Origin of the sequence: Citrobacter sp. Awk 4 (genome assembly GCF_028069725.1) — a bacterium.
GTDB lineage: Bacteria > Pseudomonadota > Gammaproteobacteria > Enterobacterales > Enterobacteriaceae > Citrobacter_D.
This window is the reverse complement of record NZ_JANEWG010000038.1, coordinates 1-16,116: the sequence shown is the minus strand read 5'-3', so window position 1 is coordinate 16,116 and position 16,116 is coordinate 1. Positions and strand designations below refer to the sequence as shown.

14 protein-coding genes are annotated in these 16,116 nt (G+C 53.4%); 3 read left to right on the top strand and 11 right to left on the bottom strand.

Annotation, left to right across the window (positions count from 1 at the left end; genetic code table 11):
• Positions 1-71 precede the first annotated feature (71 nt).
• The 5 genes from iscA to trmJ form a co-directional block, all read right to left on the bottom strand.
• A complete protein-coding gene (gene iscA, locus NNO04_RS15855) occupies positions 72-395 on the bottom strand; it encodes an iron-sulfur cluster assembly protein IscA (protein WP_003037681.1) in 324 nt (107 codons plus the stop codon).
• Positions 396-414: 19 nt separating this feature from the next.
• Entirely contained in the window at positions 415-801 is a 387-nt protein-coding gene (gene iscU / locus NNO04_RS15850; protein ID WP_002913991.1) for a Fe-S cluster assembly scaffold IscU, read from the bottom strand.
• A 25-nt stretch (positions 802-826) separates the two neighbouring features.
• Positions 827-2,041: a cysteine desulfurase gene (gene iscS / locus NNO04_RS15845; RefSeq protein WP_271445505.1), complete on the bottom strand. Its 1,215-nt coding sequence runs from the start codon at positions 2,039-2,041 to the stop codon at positions 827-829.
• 241 nt (positions 2,042-2,282) lie between these two features.
• A complete protein-coding gene (gene iscR / locus NNO04_RS15840; protein ID WP_271445504.1) occupies positions 2,283-2,774 on the bottom strand; it encodes a Fe-S cluster assembly transcriptional regulator IscR in 492 nt (163 codons plus the stop codon).
• A 195-nt stretch (positions 2,775-2,969) separates the two neighbouring features.
• Positions 2,970-3,701, bottom strand: a complete 732-nt coding sequence (gene trmJ / locus NNO04_RS15835) for a tRNA (cytosine(32)/uridine(32)-2'-O)-methyltransferase TrmJ (RefSeq protein ID WP_271445503.1) — start codon at positions 3,699-3,701, stop codon at positions 2,970-2,972.
• Between the two features lie 118 nt (positions 3,702-3,819).
• Between trmJ and suhB the strand changes: the two genes are divergently transcribed.
• Complete coding sequence (gene suhB / locus NNO04_RS15830) at positions 3,820-4,623, top strand: inositol-1-monophosphatase (RefSeq protein ID WP_162379120.1); 804 nt, start codon at positions 3,820-3,822, stop codon at positions 4,621-4,623.
• Between the two features lie 101 nt (positions 4,624-4,724).
• On the opposite strand, the gene NNO04_RS15825 is transcribed toward suhB, so the two are convergent.
• Positions 4,725-5,705 carry a nickel/cobalt transporter gene (locus tag NNO04_RS15825; RefSeq protein ID WP_271445502.1) on the bottom strand — a complete coding sequence of 327 codons (981 nt, stop codon included), beginning with the start codon at positions 5,703-5,705 and terminating at the stop codon, positions 4,725-4,727.
• Complete coding sequence (locus NNO04_RS15820) at positions 5,696-6,334, bottom strand: DUF1007 family protein (protein WP_271445501.1); 639 nt, start codon at positions 6,332-6,334, stop codon at positions 5,696-5,698. Before NNO04_RS15820 ends, NNO04_RS15825 begins: the two co-directional genes overlap by 10 nt.
• A 124-nt stretch (positions 6,335-6,458) precedes the next feature.
• Between NNO04_RS15820 and csiE the strand changes: the two genes are divergently transcribed.
• Entirely contained in the window at positions 6,459-7,736 is a 1,278-nt protein-coding gene (gene csiE, locus NNO04_RS15815) for a stationary phase inducible protein CsiE (protein WP_271445500.1), read from the top strand.
• On the opposite strand, the gene NNO04_RS15810 is transcribed toward csiE, so the two are convergent.
• The 4 genes from NNO04_RS15810 to NNO04_RS15795 form a co-directional block, all read right to left on the bottom strand.
• Positions 7,731-8,879, bottom strand: coding sequence for a 3-phenylpropionate MFS transporter (locus NNO04_RS15810; protein WP_271445499.1), 1,149 nt, complete (start codon positions 8,877-8,879; stop codon positions 7,731-7,733). The genes csiE and NNO04_RS15810 overlap by 6 nt on opposite strands.
• 89 nt (positions 8,880-8,968) lie before the next feature.
• Entirely contained in the window at positions 8,969-9,811 is an 843-nt protein-coding gene (locus NNO04_RS15805) for an aldose 1-epimerase (RefSeq protein ID WP_271445498.1), read from the bottom strand.
• Complete coding sequence (locus NNO04_RS15800) at positions 9,811-11,250, bottom strand: sugar porter family MFS transporter (protein ID WP_271445497.1); 1,440 nt, start codon at positions 11,248-11,250, stop codon at positions 9,811-9,813. The genes NNO04_RS15805 and NNO04_RS15800 overlap by 1 nt, the downstream gene beginning before the upstream one ends.
• A gap of 73 nt (positions 11,251-11,323) precedes the next feature.
• Positions 11,324-14,590 (bottom strand): DUF5107 domain-containing protein, encoded by a 3,267-nt coding sequence (locus NNO04_RS15795; RefSeq protein ID WP_271445496.1) that lies wholly within the window; start codon positions 14,588-14,590, stop codon positions 11,324-11,326.
• A 114-nt stretch (positions 14,591-14,704) separates the two neighbouring features.
• On the opposite strand from NNO04_RS15795, the gene NNO04_RS15790 reads away from it, so the two are divergent.
• On the top strand, positions 14,705-15,898 hold the full coding sequence (locus NNO04_RS15790; protein ID WP_271445495.1) for an ROK family transcriptional regulator: 1,194 nt from the start codon (positions 14,705-14,707) through the stop codon (positions 15,896-15,898).
• The last annotated feature ends 218 nt before the right edge of the window (positions 15,899-16,116 follow it).

Below are 16,116 nucleotides of genomic sequence, written 5' to 3'. Positions count from 1 at the left end.
CTCTTTTACAGAGAGTCAGGTAAAACAAACCCCACGCGCAGGCGACCACGGTGGGGTTATCGGTAAGCGCGTTACACGTGGAAGCTTTCGCCGCATCCACACTCGTCTTTTACGTTCGGGTTAGTGAATTTAAACCCTTCGTTCAGACCTTCTTTCACGAAGTCCAGTTGCGTACCGTCCAGAAATTGCAGGCTCTTGCCGTCGACCACTACTTTTACGCCTTTGTCTTCAAACACGGTGTCTTCAGCCGCCGGTTCATCGACAAATTCCAGTACATAAGCCATACCCGAGCAGCCAGAGGTTCTCACACCCAGACGCAGACCAAACCCTTTACCGCGGTTGGCCAGAAAGGTATTAACTCGCGCTGCTGCACTGTCGCTAAGTGTAATCGACATAACAAAACCTCAACTCTTTTTATTTTGCTTCACGTTTGCTTTTGTAGTCCGCAATGGCGGCTTTAATTGCGTCTTCTGCCAGAATGGAACAGTGAATTTTCACTGGCGGCAGTTCAAGCTCGTCTGCGATGTCTGTGTTTTTAATTGCCTGTGCTTCGTCCAGCGATTTCCCCTTTACCCATTCGGTAACCAGGGAGCTGGAGGCAATGGCGGAACCACAGCCGTAAGTCTTGAAACGCGCGTCTTCAATGATACCTTCATTGTTGACTTTAATCTGCAACTTCATCACGTCGCCACAGGCTGGTGCACCCACCATACCGCTGCCCACGTTCTCGTCGCTGTTGTCAAAAGAACCCACGTTACGTGGATTCTCGTAATGATCGATTACTTTTTCGCTGTAAGCCATGATGAATTCCCCTTATCGGTACCGATTAATGATGTGACCATTCGATGCTGTTCAGATCCACGCCCTGCTTGAACATGTCCCACAACGGAGAAAGTTCACGCAGACGACCAATGGATTTGCGAACCAGAGCGATGGTGTAATCAATTTCTTCTTCGGTAGTAAAACGACCTAAAGAGAAACGGATAGAGCTATGTGCCAGCTCGTCGGTCATCCCCAGCGCACGCAGCACATAGGATGGCTCGAGGCTTGCGGACGTACAGGCGGAACCAGAAGAGACGGCCAGATCTTTCAGCGCCATAATCAGCGATTCGCCTTCAACATAGTTAAAGCTGACGTTAAGAATGTTCGGCGCGCCTTGCTCGAGGGAGCCGTTCAGGTAAACCTCTTCCATATCTTTCACGCCTTCCCACAGACGGTTGCGCAGACCACGCAGACGCGCCATCTCGGTTTCCATCTCAACTTTGGCGATACGGTAAGCTTCACCCATGCCGACAATCTGGTGAACAGGCAACGTACCGGAACGCATGCCGCGCTCGTGACCGCCGCCGTGCATCTGAGCTTCGATGCGGATACGCGGTTTACGACGCACATACAGCGCGCCAATGCCTTTCGGACCATAGATTTTGTGGCCGGAGAAGGACATCAGATCCACTTTCAACTGGCTCAGATCGATAGGCAGTTTGCCCACGCTCTGAGTAGCGTCAACGTGGTAGATGATCCCGCGCGCACGGCACATTTCGCCGATCGTCGCAATATCCTGTACCACGCCGATTTCGTTGTTCACGTGCATAATCGACACGAGGATGGTGTCGTCACGCATCGCCGCTTCCAGTTCTTTCAGGTCGATAATACCGTTGCTCTGCGGCGCCAGGTAGGTCACTTCAAACCCTTCGCGCTCCAGCTGACGACAGGTATCCAGCACGGCTTTATGTTCGGTTTTGCTGGTGATGATGTGCTTGCCTTTTTTCTGATAAAAGTTGGCTGCACCTTTGATCGCCAGGTTGTCGGATTCGGTTGCACCGGAGGTGAAAACAATTTCACGCGGGTCGGCACCCACCAGGTCAGCAATCTGATTACGGGCGATATCAACCGCCTCTTCAGCATGCCAGCCAAAACGGTGTGAACGGGAAGCTGGGTTACCAAAGTTTCCGTCCAGAGTCAGACACTGCATCATTTTCTCGGCAACACGCGGATCCACCGGCGTGGTTGCGGAGTAATCGAGATAAATCGGTAATTTCATTGCTCTTAAACTCCGTACATCACTCAATGCAAGGAGTCAGGCAACCGGCTGGATGTACGACCGCGTTAACGGGGTGTGTAACACCCCGGCCTGACTCTGAATTCTTTATAATTTTTTGCCCTAAATAGTTCGTGTTGCAGCAAGGCGGCAAACTTGAGAGTCCCAGGAGCTTACATCAAGTAAGTGACTGGGGCGAGCAAGTGCGGCCAACGCAGTTGCAGCACGAAATATGACGGGCAAATTAGGCGCGCAACTTCACGTCGATTGCCTCTTGTGTACGAGCACTGCGCGGGTTGTCGTGAGTGTGCTGGCGACCAGACACATCCAGCACTTCCTGGTTATTCACCAGTTCGCCCAGGGTAATATTGTTAAGGAAACCGGTCAGACGGTCACTCAAATCACGCCACAGCGCATGCGTCAGGCACTTATCGCCGCCCTGACAACCGCCTTTGCCCTGGCAACGGGTCGCATCAACCGACTCGTCAACAGCGCTGATCACTTCACCTACTGCGATGCTGCCTGCATCTTTGCCCAGCAGATAACCACCGCCAGGTCCACGTACGCTGGAAACCAGACCGTTTTTCCGCAAACGTGAAAACAGCTGTTCCAGATAAGAAAGGGAGATTCCCTGACGTTCAGAAATATCAGCCAACGGTACCGGGCCCGCTTCAGAGTTGAGCGCAACGTCCAACATTGCGGTCACGGCATAGCGCCCTTTAGATGTCAGTCTCATGTCTTACTTAACCTCAAACTCGCCCCTGCCCGGGGTTTTTATTGTAAAATGGGGGTATTGCATAGCAGGGCCAAGTCTGACATTCCTGACTAAATTGGTCAACTATTTACTTGACTGATTTAGTCAGGTATTTAACCTTCAGTGCCATTTTCTGTCACCGGATAGCGCTACGCTTACCCGGTCAGTCGCTCGCACTTACTTTCCTTTATTTTGTTGCTCAATCGATGCCAGAATCCCGCGCAGAATATTTAATTCCTGGCTTTCCGGACGCGCACGGGTAAACAGACGGCGCAATTTGTTCATCACTTGTCCCGGGTGGCCCTCACGAATAAAGCCAGTTGAAAGCAACGTTTGCTCCAGGTGGCCATAAAAACGTTCCAGATCGTCCACCAGCGGATACGGCGTCTCTTCGTGTTTCTCTGCGTCGCCGGATTCCTGCGTGGCCAGCCAGGCCATACGCACTTCATAGGCAATCACCTGAACAGCCATGGCGAGGTTAAGTGAGCTGTACTCCGGGTTCGCAGCAATCGCGACATGATAATGACACTTTTGCAGTTCGTCATTGGTCAGGCCGACACGTTCACGCCCAAAAACCAGCGCAACAGGCGCATTTGCTGCCTCTGCGACACTTTTTAAACCGCATTCACGAGGGTCAAGCATCGGCCACGGCAGCGTACGAGAACGCGCGCTGGTGCCGACGACCAGGCTGCATCCCGCCAGCGCTTCATCGAGCGAGTCAACAATTTGCGCATTGCCGATCACATCGCTGGCACCTGCCGCCAGGGCGATGGCCTGAGAGTCAGGTTTTACCAACGGATTCACCAGCCACAGATTGGTTAACCCCATGGTTTTCATCGCACGAGCAACAGAACCCATGTTGCCAGTGTGAGAGGTTTCCACCAGTACAATTCGAATATTTTGCAGCATTGTCTTTCTTCAGCTAAAGATTATTCAGCCATATTATCATAAATCGAAGACATATTCCGATCTCGCTGCTATACTCTGCGCCGTTTTCCCGTTCTTTAACATCCAGTGAGAGAGACCGATGCATCCGATGCTGACCATCGCCGTGCGCGCAGCGCGCAAGGCGGGTAATGTAATTGCCAAACACTACGAAACTCCAGACTCTGTAGAAACCAGCCAGAAAGGCAGCAATGATTTTGTGACTAACGTTGATAAAGCCGCCGAAGCGATTATTATCGAAACGATCCGCAAATCTTACCCTCAGCACACCATCATCACCGAAGAAAGCGGTGAACATGTTGGTGAAGATTTGGATGTTCAATGGGTTATCGATCCACTGGATGGCACCACTAACTTCGTAAAACGCCTCCCGCACTTCGCGGTATCCATCGCAGTACGCATTAAAGGCCGTACTGAAGTCGCCGTTGTTTACGATCCAATGCGTAACGAACTGTTCACCGCCACTCGCGGTCAGGGCGCACAGCTGAATGGCTACCGTCTGCGCGGCAGCACCGCTCGCGATCTGGACGGCACCATTATCGCCACCGGCTTCCCGTTCAAAGCCAAGCAGCACGCCACCTCTTACATGAATATTCTCGGCAAAATGTATACCGAATGCGCTGACTTCCGTCGCACCGGTTCCGCTGCGCTGGATCTGGCCTATGTTGCCTCTGCTCGCGTTGACGGTTACTTCGAAATCGGTCTCAAGCCGTGGGATTTTGCCGCAGGTGAACTGATTGCCCGTGAAGCAGGCGCGCTGGTGTGCGACTTTACTGGCGGTCATAACTATATGGCAACCGGCAACATCGTCGCAGGTAACCCACGCGTTGTTAAAGCGATGCTGGCGAATATGCGTGACGAACTGAGCGATGCGCTGAAGCGTTAATCTGTTGTTGTGCCGGATGGCGACGCTTACGCGTCTTATCCGGCCTACAATGCATACCGTTCACGTAGACCGGATAAGGCGTCAGCCACTATCCGGTTTTTCTAAAATGGCCTTAATCCCCTTCCCACTGGCACCGCACTTACCCACATCACCACAGCAGTAATAATGAGCACTGCGCCTCCGGCTAATGCCAGCGTTACCCCGCCAACCTGTCGCCATAATACCGGCGTTCTGTTACCGCTTAGCCTGATAGCCAACGTTCGAAAACTGTGCACCAGCAAAGCCAAAGAGGTTATCGTTAAAGATGTGCCCGCCGCCATCGCCAGCGCCGACGCCATTCCCCAGCTAAAGACGCCAATCACTTTGCTGAACAACAACACCATGATGGCGCCGGAACAGGGACGCATCCCCATCGACAGAATAATCATCAGCCGTGCGCGCCAGTCATCCCCGCGCTGTAACTGTTCAGGATTAGGCAAATGCTGATGCCCACAACCACAGTTTTCATGATGCACGTGGTGCGGTGTAAAGGCGGTAAATTTCGGGCGACGCAGCAGCATGCGTAATTTTTTCAACGCCCGCCAGCACAGTAAAATCCCCAGCACACCAACCAATGCATAACTCCCTTTCTCCAGCCAGAAACTGCTCATATGCAGTTGTCGCGCAGGCAGTTGCAGTACCGTTAGCACCACAACCACCAGCCCAATCGCCACCAGTCCCTGTAACAAGGATGATGCCAGTGTCAGGCCGATACTGGATTTCAGCTTTGAGGGGTGGGTCGCCAGCCAGGTGGTGATCACCACTTTTCCATGCCCCGGCCCCAGTGCATGCAGCACGCCATACGTAAAACTAAACAACAGTAGCGAACCACCTGCCTGGGTCGGGTTCGCCGCCACGGCCTTCAGCAAGACGCTAATCTGTTGGTTCACTTCTCTTTGCCAGAGAACACTTTTCACCATCACTTGTGGCCAGTTCTGCCACAGCCAAAATCCGCCGCCGATTGCCAGTAAGACGAAGAGCGCCAGCGGCCACAATGCCCACCAACGTCGTGGGTGACGGCGTGACAGGGACATTACTGGCATGTCACCGTCACCTTCTGTGCAAACTGTTGGCCCAAATTCATATCCTCCGGCGGGGCATCTTCTTTATCTAGCGACTGGGCAAAGCTCAGCGTTTCTTCATTTGGCGTCGGTGTGTGCATCACCATCTGGCACTGCTTTTCCAACGTCGGCGGCAGCATCGCGTCGCTGTCCTTGTCATAGCTCATGTCGACATAATAACTCGGGTCGAAGGTCGAAAATGTATACGTCTGTCCGTGTAATGGCTGCGGTTGTGCCAGTGGTAGCACAAATGTCAGCACAGCCTGATGACCTTCACGCGCCATCCCATATTCTGTGGGCCGGTTTTTAAACTTCACCTTTTGTCCGCGATGCCAGACCTCGGTGAAATAGTGCTGCCCGAGCACGTTGGCCATCACTTCCGCCGCCAGCTTTTTCCATATCTCCGAACCCGGTTTAGCATTCCCGGCATCATAAAGCAGATCGGCAGAGGTGATTTCGTCCATCGTCCAGCGCATTTTCAGCGCCACAAACTGGTCATTTTCGCTAACGATCTGAGTTTGTAGATGAATAAAGCTATGAGGGTGCGCCTCCGCAGTAAAAGAGTAAACTGCCAGAAATATCATCAAAACGCTGCGTTTCACTGCCTGCATCTCTTCCTCACGTTAAAAATTCTGTGATGCTCTTCAGCATTCCTGGTGTAAAGCGCCCTTATCCCCACTTTCACAGGCAAACTTTAGCTATCCTTACCTAACATACCAACGGGAGGCCAGACGGATGATGCCAACACTCACTACACCATCTGTATTTTCCGCTCCCCAGCGCCGCTGCCAGGTGCTACTGACGCTTTTCCAGCCTGGGCAAAATGCCACTACGGAAACACTCAGCGCACTCAATGGCGTTGATGATGAGATTGTTCGTGAGGATATCACCGAAACCCGCCTGGAGATCCAGCGCTATCATCAGCTCACCATCACCACTGCTCAAAACGGTCGCTACCGGATTGAAGGTTCAGCGCTTAATCAACGTCTGTGCCTGGTACAGTGGTTACGACGCGGTCTGCGGCTGTGTCCGACGTTTGTTACACAACAGTTTACGCATGCGCTGAAAACCGAGCTTAAACAGCGAGGGATTGCACGCACGTTATATGACGACGCGAATCTCCACGCGCTGATTAATCTCTGCTCGCGGCGGTTGCAAAAACCGTTTGAATTCCGTGATATCCAGTTTTTGCAGCTGTTTTTGCAGTATTGCCTGCTGCAACACCATGCCGGTATCTCCCCGGAGTTTAACCCGGTACAGCAGCGGTGGGCGCAATCCTGCGCAGAGTATCAACTCGCTCTGGAGATTGGCCGTCACTGGCAACGCCGCGTGATGCAAAATGCGCCACTGAATGAGTCGCTGTTTATCGCCCTGCTGTTTTCACTGATCCGGATCCCTGATCCCATCCGCGACAATCATCAGCAAGATCGACAGCTGCGTCTGGCCGTCGCCAGACTGGTGTTGCGCTTTAGAGAGATGGGCAATACTCGCTTTCGCGACGAACAAGGGTTGCACGATCAACTTTACATCCATCTCGCGCAGGCGCTGCACCGCAGCATGTTCGCTATCGGTATCGATAATACGTTACCTGAAGAGTTCGCAAAGCTTTACCCGCGACTGGTGCGGACCACCCGTGATGCGCTCAGTGGGTTTGAGGCGGAATACAATGTGCAGTTTTCTGAAGAAGAGAGCGGACTGGTTGCGGTGATTTTCGGCGCATGGCTGATGCAGGAAAACGATCTGCACGAAAAGCAAATTGTTCTGCTGACGGGCAATGACAAACACCGCGAGGAAGACATTGAGCAGCAACTGCGTGAACTCACGCTTCTGCCGCTCAATATTAAACGCATGCCCATGTTGGCGTTTCAAAAAGAGGGTTCGCTGCGTGGGGTTACGCTGATTGTCACCCCCTACACCACACCGCTACCGCTCTTTTCACCCCCTCTGATCCATGCCGAGCAGGTGTTAACGACGCATCAGCAACAGCAGATCCGCCGTATACTCGAATCATAGCGCTGGCGAGCGCGCTGCCACTTTTGGCCGTATGGCTATCGCGGGCAGCGCAACCAGCGCCATCACCCAGAACACGCCGCTCCCCAGATGTTGGTAGAGGTACCCGGCAAAGACGGTCATGATGGCAATACTCCCGCCCATCGCCACGGCGGAATAAACAGCCTGCAAACGGATCACTTCGCTACCCTGACGAGCGGCAATGTAACGCATCGCCGCCAGGTGGCAAACGGTAAAAGTACCGCAGTGCAGGATCTGCACCACAATCAGCCACGGCAGCGCAGTGCTCCAGCCCATCAACCCCCAGCGTACAACTCCGCAAACGGTGGAAAGCAGTAACAAATCACGGGCGCTAAAACGACGGAACAGCTTATTACTGAGCGCAAAGATGATGACTTCCGCGACGACGCCCAGCGACCATAAATAGCCAACTGCCGACGCGGAATACCCTGCCCCCTGCCAGTAAATCGCGCTAAAGCCGTAATATGCGGCGTGCGCCCCCTGCAACAAACTCACACAGGCCAGAAAGCGCCAGCTTTGTGTTATCAACGCGCGCCAGGCTGGCCAGCCTGCGCTCTCCTGGTGACGACTTTCCCCTTGCGGCAACACGCCTGGGCGCAGCAGCATCCCCAACAGCATAGAAGCCAGCCCAAGACTCAGCAGTGCAAGAATGGCCTGATAATCAAACAGGCTCACCAGTTTACCGGTCAGCGCGGAGCCAATCACAAACGCAATCGAGCCCCACAGTCTGACCCGACCATAGTCCATCGTTATCTGTTTTTGCCAGGTGTTTGCCAGCGCATCCGTCAGCGGCACCAGCGGAGAGAAAAACAGGTTAAACCCAACCATCACCACCATCAGCCATGCAACGTGAGTCCCTGCCCAAAATGCCAGGGCAAAGACCAGCGTCAGCAATGCCAACACACGCAATGCAGAAATCAGCCGGGAAGGATCGCTTACGCGAGGGGCAATCAGCAGGCTGCCGAGGAAACGCGCCACCAGTCCTGCGCCCAGCAGAAGACCAATGGTTTCAGGCGTTAATCCCAGACCTTTGAGCCAGACGCTCCAGAAGGGTAAAAAGATACCGTAGCTAAAAAAATAGGTGAAATAAGCGAGCGCCAGCCAGCGCGTGGAGTGCAAAACCATGATTCCCTCCCGTTAGGAGGCGATAGTCTGGCGATAAACGCAGGCTGGCGCAAGTATGTATTAACAGTGATATAACATGTGCCGTTAGGCTAATCGACGATGATTTGCATAGCGAAATGGCAGCTCTCCCCCTGAGATAAAACCTGCAGTCCGGGCTGCCCCGGCATATGATGGGCGTTGACCGGATGCGACTGCGGTTCAAGACAAAGGAACCCGCCGCCCGACATTCTGAAAAGCATCAGCCACGGAGTTTGCGCCAAAAGCGTGACACGCATCACATCACGTTGTATGACCGCCTTCCCGCTCCAGCCGGAATACCCCACATTCAGCCAGGTATCCTCGCCGTATTGTGGATGGGCGAAATTCGCAGACCTGGGGATTTTCACCTGCCACGCCAACGGCAGATGCTGTTCATCTTCCGGCCAATACCCGCTGGCGGAAAACTGCACGGTACTTTGTGCGTCGAACACAAAAAACGGATGAAAACCGCAGCCGTAAAGCATCGGGCGTTCCCCCTGATGCGTTATCGTCAGCGAGGATTTGAGTGTCGAGTCCTCCAACTGATAGTGAAGTTCCGCCAGATAGTCGTAGCCGCATGCCAGCCGACTACGCAATCGCAACACACAACGGTCACTGGCAACGTTGACGAGATCCCAGAGTTTCAGCCAACCGTCACCGTGCAGAAAGAAGCGTTCATCCGCACGATGATTTGGCAAAATCACCTCATCACCATGCAATTTAAAGCGATTACCCGCCACGCGATTAGCGACCGGCAACATGGGGAACTGAGCGCAATCACCCGCAGCATGCCCTTTGCCCGCCCGTAAAACAGCGTGTTGATGACGTAACGAAAACAGATCCAACAACGTACCGCCTTGCGGATCAACGCGCATCCTCAGATGCGCGTTTTGAAGCGTTACCGTGCCGTCCATTACTGAGCCCGATGCTGCTGAGAAGAGGGGGCACTTTTTGCGTGTCGCGCCGCCAGTTGTTCTTCCAGTGCTTCCAGCGTTACGCCTTTGGTTTCCGGTACATTACGCAGGACGTAAACATAGCCCATCGCACAAATCACGCCATAGAGCAGAAAACTCCCCGCAGCGCCTAATCCAGCATTTAGCAGCGGGAAGGTGTAAGTCAGTAAGAAACAGGCAATCCATAACGCCAGTGTGCCTAATGACATCGCCAGGCCGCGCACACGGTTAGGGAAAATTTCAGACAGCAGAACCCAGGTAACGGGAGCCAGCGTCAGGGCATAAATGGCGATTGCCGCCAATACCAGAACGAGCACTGGCCAGCCCATAATGCCTAACCCATATGCGCCTGCAATCAACACATAAATGACCGTTAAACCGGACGCGCCAAACAGCATCAGCTTACGGCGGCCAATTTTGTCCACCAGCGGCAGCGCGGCGAGGGTAAAGATGAGATTGATGACCCCGGTTGCGACGATCGATTTCAGCGTACTATTGATATCAAACCCGGCGGAGGCAAAGATCTCCTGCGCATAGTTGAAGATCACGTTGATCCCGCACCATTGCTGGAAGACCGCCAGAACCATCCCGATAATCACGATCGGTTTGATCTGTGGCTGTAATAACGTAGACCAGGCCACCTTTTGCGTGTCTTTCTGTAGGGTCTGTTCGATCTCTTTCAGTGTTTGTTCGGCATACTCTGGCGAGCCAATCCGCTGCAGCATGGCGCGGGCACGTTCGGGTTTACCTGCTTTTACCAACCACCGGGGCGATTCAGGCACAAAAAACATCAACACCAGAAACGCCAGCGCAGGCACCAGTTCCGCACCAAACATCCAGCGCCAGCCCATTTGCCCATTCCAGCTTTCGACAATCGCCTGCTGCGTAGCGCCAGCAGCAACGGGTTCGGCAATCATCAGGTTAATTAACTGCGCCGCCAGTACGCCAATGACGATAGTCAGCTGGTTAACCGCCACAAAACGCCCCCGTTTTTCTGCCGGGCTAACTTCCGCGATATAGAGAGGGCTGAGAGCCGATGCCAGGCCAATCCCCACCCCGCCGACAATACGGTAGATAACAAACATGTCGAAGTTGCTGGAAACCGCCGTTCCCCAGGCCGAGGCGCTGAACAGGACAGCTGACAGGATCAGCGGCATTTTTCGGCCAAATTTGTCGGCACACCAGCCAGAGATCAGCGCGCCAAAGATGCATCCGACCAGCGCCGAACTCATCGCCCAACCGGACTGTGCGGGATCGGTAATTGAGAACCAGGCTTCATAGAACGGTTTGGCTCCTCCGATAACCACCCAGTCATAGCCAAACAGCAGGCCGCCGCAGGCGGCAACCAGACAGATAGTCCAGACATAACCAATTTTTAAATGTGTCTGCGTGTTATTCATTATGATTCCTCTCTCAGGGAAACGCAGGGAACAGAGGGGTTCAGGTGGGGGCAGCCCCCACCTGGTTAGGGTGTTATTGAAATAGTTGTATGTTTAACGCGTGTCGTAACAACAACGCCTTGTCATGAGACGGATTGAGTGTCTGAAGTGTATTGAGCGCGCGCTGGCACCCAGAAAGATCGCCCAATCCAAGCGCGCCTAATGCCGCAATAAACTGGCAATGTTGTTGGTGTTTTTCTTTAGCGGGCGTATCCAGCACCACCAGATCCGGCAGCGACACCGCAAAGAAATCAACGTCAGGGATCTCGTCGCGATGCATATCAACCCACTGACCGAAACTATGAAAGAGCGCGTCAGCCGCCGCGTTATCACCCAGCGCTTTTAGCGCCATCCCTTGCCAGAAGAGATAATCCACAGGTTGATCGTTGTAATAGCGTCCAGCATCCAGTGAGCAACCGCCCCGGGTCGCCCGGGCAAAGTAGCGCTGCGCCTCATCAATGTGCCCCTGCAATCGCGCGCAGTAACCCAGTAAATACCAGATGTCGTTATCGGTTTGCCCAGGTAACCGCCCTTCTCCCAGATTATGCGGGTAATGCAACGCCTGCTGGAGCAGCGTCATCGCCGTCGGTAAATCGCCCGTTTGAATCGCCGCCAGCGCGCGATGAAGTTGATTCAGCAGATATTGCCCGGTGGCTTTGCCCTCTCCCCCTTCCCAGGGATGAAATACGCGTTCACTCAGCACTGCGGCAGCAGCATCATATTTACCCTGCCCATTCCACAAGCTGAGTAACTCTACGGTCAGGTCATCGCGATGAAGAACGACCTCTTTACGCTCTTCCAGCATTTGCAGGCGCTGCGCTACCGGTTGGGCCGTCAGTTTGTTGAGATAGTCGAGTTCAAACAAGAAGCGCGCATTTTCTGGCTCAAGCGCGACCGCCTGGGACAAATACTGTGCAGCCAACTGTGCATCATGCTGTTTATTCCAGGCATAAACGCCCAGCAGTCGATACACCGGTGCGAAATCAGGTTCCTGCTCAAGGGTAAAGCGCCAGCAGGCAACAGCCTCTTCGTAACGGCGTTTGCTATACCAGAAACACCCCAGCAGATAGCGGGCAAAAGCACAGTGCGGTAGCGTTTGCAGCATTTGCACTTCGTCCAGCGAATTGGGAAAACGCACGCGGTTGCGCAGGCACGCCTGGGCACGCGCAATAAACGGTTGTGGATTGTCGCTCAGCGAGGCCCGCCACAACATCGGCAGCGTTTCCTGGCTATCCAACACCTCCAGCACATCGCGAGCGGCCTCTTTCATCCCAAAAGAGATCAACCATCCAGCCAATTCGCAGGCATTGGTGCCGCGCCGCCCCGTGACATTGAGTAACCCGATTTTTGCCGCGTCGTCCTGGGTGATGGCCCAGCGCGCGTAATGCAGGGTATAGCTCAGAGGATACTCAGTAAGCTGTTGCGTGATGTACGATTGCGCCTGTGCAATACGGCCGAGTTTTGCCAGCACCAGCGCTTTCATGCCCATCGCCAGATTGTTGCTGCCGTTAAAACGCAAACTCTGGTTCACTTTTTCCAGCGCGCCAGCGTAATCCTTACGCTTCATGGCAATACGGGCAAGCGACCAGAAAGCGGCGTCACGGCAGTTTCCACTCCAGGTCGCTTTATAGTAATGATCCCAGGCCGCATCATCGTTGCCCTGCCGTTCAAGCGCTGTCGCAAGCAGCATACTGGCTTCGCCGTCTCGTGGATTTTTATTGAGTTTATGCGCCCGTGTTAACGCGGATTGCGCGCATTGCTCCGCCAGCGCCCAGTCAGCACGGTTTAGCGCCAGCGTCCCCAGCGCCACATTGTTGCGATAATCCAGCGGGTCCACCTCCAGCGCCCGACGGTAATAATCTTCCGCATAGCGGCTGGCGTGGTTGTACTGCTCCAGATGCTGACCAATAAAATAAAGCTCGTCAGTATTGGATAATGCTTCCGGCAATTCCGGTGCGCTGGCCGCCGAAGGTAGCGGCAGTTCTTCAGCGATATGCTCTTCGTAATCAAGCAACACGCTGCCATCTTGCTGACTGACCGTCATTGTCACACGCGTGTAGCCCGTATCAGAAAGGCGGGTTTGCCAGTGTTGTCCCGGTTCCAGGGTAAGCGTTTTCTCGAAGAACGGTTTTCCCTGGTCAGACAGTGTGACCAGTACGTTTTGCAGCGGCGCAATGGCGTAAACGCCCAGCGAAAGTTGTGCCTCATCCCGAACCAGGCGCAGCGCAAGTTGGGTACTGGCGTTTTGCACCATGCCTAACTCGCTGTAAGGCAAGAAATTTTGCACAAACACTTTTTCTTCATACGGGGCAAGCCAGGTGAAATCCGGCTGATTATCGGTAAACACCCCTGTCATCAATTCAATGTACGGACCATTGTCATCGGTCAGATTGCGGTCCCAGGCAACGCCGAAATCACCGTATCCCCATGTCCACTGCTTTTTCCCCGGTGAAACATGGTGGTCGGCAACGTGAAGCAATCCACCGCGCTCCCCGTGGTGCCAGGCGCCAACAAAATCATAATTCGACTTTTCAGCCATGTAGGACGTGGGAACAGGGACGTTTTTATAGCGGGAAATATCGACACCAGCGGAGTAGTCCACTTTGTAGTAGGTACCGGTGGCGATCGGAAAGGCAGATACATCACGTTTACCGTGGTCGAAAACAGCCGTGACATCTGGAGGGAAGACGCTCTGATGATCATCACCACCTTTGACGGCTGGATTAGCCCACCATAAAAAATGACGCGGGGTCGCATTACCATTGAAGACTTTACCGGTGATTTCGATCAAGGCGCGATCCGGCCAGAGCGTGAATCCGGTCATGACCTGCAGACCGCGCATCGGCTCCACTTCCCCCATCCACACGGTGTGTTCGCCGTGCTCGCCCGCCTGTTGTGTAAAGTCTACTGGCATAAACGTGGTGGGACGGTGATGCTGCGGCCAGTTAAATTCGATACCGCCAGAAATCCAGGGCCCCAACAATCCTACCAGGGCAGGTTTCACGACTTCGTTGTAATAGACAAAATCACGTTGCTGCACCTTGTCATAAGCACGATGAATACGCCCACCTAACTCCGGCAGCAACATGATGCGAATGAAATCATTCTCCATCCATACCGCGTGGTATTCGCGCATCTCACGCTGCCCGCTCAACGTATCGATGACGCCATAAGGGTAAACCGCGCCAGACGATCCTTGATAAACACGATTCTCCAAAAACATCGGGTTAGTATCTTCTTCGCCGGTGGTCCACGTAGGGAGTGAGATCGTTTCCTGCCAGACCTTGACTGAACCGTACATGCTTTTCTCCACTAAATGAAATAAAGTAAAAAAAGAGAATACGGTGAGTCTATAGCGCCAGTTCGCTGCTTAAATACGCAGTGTTCACGCAATACAGTTAAGGGAGTTAAGTATATGCTGCGACTGGGTCTTAATAATGCGCGGGTCCGCCTGGCAAACAAGGCACTGTTTTTGTCGCATTTATGGCGAGAAAAGCAGCTCAGTAAATCGCAACTCGCCCAACGAACCGGCTTATCGATTCCGGCCGTCAGTAACATTCTGGAAGAGTTGCTGGACGAAGGACGCATCAGCCATTCCAACAAAAACATGAGTGCCCGTGGGCTTAACAGCGGTAGCTATCAAATTCCGCAGCAGGGTCCGTGGACCCTGTGCATGACCATTTCGCCCACCAGCATTGAGTGCCAGCTTGCCGACTCGCGGCTATTGGCTGTGGGCGAACATCAGCATATTTCGGTGGATGCCCCAGAGCCACAGGCGCTGCTCAAGGCAATTGCCGGGTGCTGGCGATATTATCGACAGCAGTATCCGACACAACAGATTAACCTGGCGCTGGGTGTGCATGGGCAGGTCGATCCGGTTACTGGCGTGTCGCAAACCATGCCCCAGGCGCGATGGAAAACACCTGTCGAAATAAAGTATTTGCTGGAAGAACAACTGGGTATACAGGTACGGCTGGATAATGACTGTGTCATGCTCGCGCTGGCGGAAAAATGGCAAAACCGCACCGCGCATCAGGATTTCTGCGTCATAAACGTCGATTATGGCATCGGTTCATCGTTCGTCATTAACGATCAGATCTACAGAGGGAACTTGTACGGCAGCGGGCAAATTGGACACACCATTGTTAATCCTGACGGTATCGCCTGTGATTGCGGTCGCTATGGCTGTCTGGAAACGGTTGCATCATTAAGCGCGTTAAAAAAACAGGCCAGGGTCTGGCTAAAAACACAACCTGGCGCAGAATTGTCTCCAGAGCAGTTAACCACGGCGGCGCTTATTCACGCCTGGGAGCGCGGTGACGTCCAGGTTCAGGCATGGGTAGAGAGTGCTGCTAATGCGATTGGTCTGAGTCTGTATAACTTCCTGAATATTCTTAATATCAATCAGATATGGCTTTACGGACGCAGCTGCGCTTTCGGCGAAAACTGGTTAAACACGATCATTCGCCAGACCGGATTTAACCCGTTTGACCGGGACGAAGGACCCAGTGCAAAAGCGACACACATTGGTTTTGGTCAACTCAGCCGCCCCCAACAAATTTTGGGAATCGGGTATTTGTACGTTGAGTCACAGCTTAACGATCTGTGAGAACTCGTTATTCTGGGGATCAGAGAACCTGCTGGCGGTGATGTAAGATTCAGGAACGATAGATGTCGGAACTGACACCGTGACATGAAATGCAATAAATATCCTCCGGCATAGCCGGAGGTTTTTCAAATGCGCCTGTAAGGCTCTGTTACCAGCCGCGCCCTAACAGGCGCATACGATCTGACATTTGCATCCAACTTTGTTACTTACGGCCCGTA

What these genes read in the sequence shown, in the direction of transcription:
- iscA (WP_003037681.1), bottom strand. Translation starts at nt 395, where the DNA reads ATGTCGATTACACTTAGCGACAGTGCAGCAGCGCGAGTTAATACCTTT.
- iscU (WP_002913991.1), bottom strand. Translation starts at nt 801, where the DNA reads ATGGCTTACAGCGAAAAAGTAATCGATCATTACGAGAATCCACGTAAC.
- iscS (WP_271445505.1), bottom strand. Translation starts at nt 2,041, where the DNA reads ATGAAATTACCGATTTATCTCGATTACTCCGCAACCACGCCGGTGGAT.
- iscR (WP_271445504.1), bottom strand. Translation starts at nt 2,774, where the DNA reads ATGAGACTGACATCTAAAGGGCGCTATGCCGTGACCGCAATGTTGGAC.
- trmJ (WP_271445503.1), bottom strand. Translation starts at nt 3,701, where the DNA reads ATGCTGCAAAATATTCGAATTGTACTGGTGGAAACCTCTCACACTGGC.
- suhB (WP_162379120.1), top strand. Translation starts at nt 3,820, where the DNA reads ATGCATCCGATGCTGACCATCGCCGTGCGCGCAGCGCGCAAGGCGGGT.
- NNO04_RS15825 (WP_271445502.1), bottom strand. Translation starts at nt 5,705, where the DNA reads ATGCCAGTAATGTCCCTGTCACGCCGTCACCCACGACGTTGGTGGGCA.
- NNO04_RS15820 (WP_271445501.1), bottom strand. Translation starts at nt 6,334, where the DNA reads ATGCAGGCAGTGAAACGCAGCGTTTTGATGATATTTCTGGCAGTTTAC.
- csiE (WP_271445500.1), top strand. Translation starts at nt 6,459, where the DNA reads ATGATGCCAACACTCACTACACCATCTGTATTTTCCGCTCCCCAGCGC.
- NNO04_RS15810 (WP_271445499.1), bottom strand. Translation starts at nt 8,879, where the DNA reads ATGGTTTTGCACTCCACGCGCTGGCTGGCGCTCGCTTATTTCACCTAT.
- NNO04_RS15805 (WP_271445498.1), bottom strand. Translation starts at nt 9,811, where the DNA reads ATGGACGGCACGGTAACGCTTCAAAACGCGCATCTGAGGATGCGCGTT.
- NNO04_RS15800 (WP_271445497.1), bottom strand. Translation starts at nt 11,250, where the DNA reads ATGAATAACACGCAGACACATTTAAAAATTGGTTATGTCTGGACTATC.
- NNO04_RS15795 (WP_271445496.1), bottom strand. Translation starts at nt 14,590, where the DNA reads ATGTACGGTTCAGTCAAGGTCTGGCAGGAAACGATCTCACTCCCTACG.
- NNO04_RS15790 (WP_271445495.1), top strand. Translation starts at nt 14,705, where the DNA reads ATGCTGCGACTGGGTCTTAATAATGCGCGGGTCCGCCTGGCAAACAAG.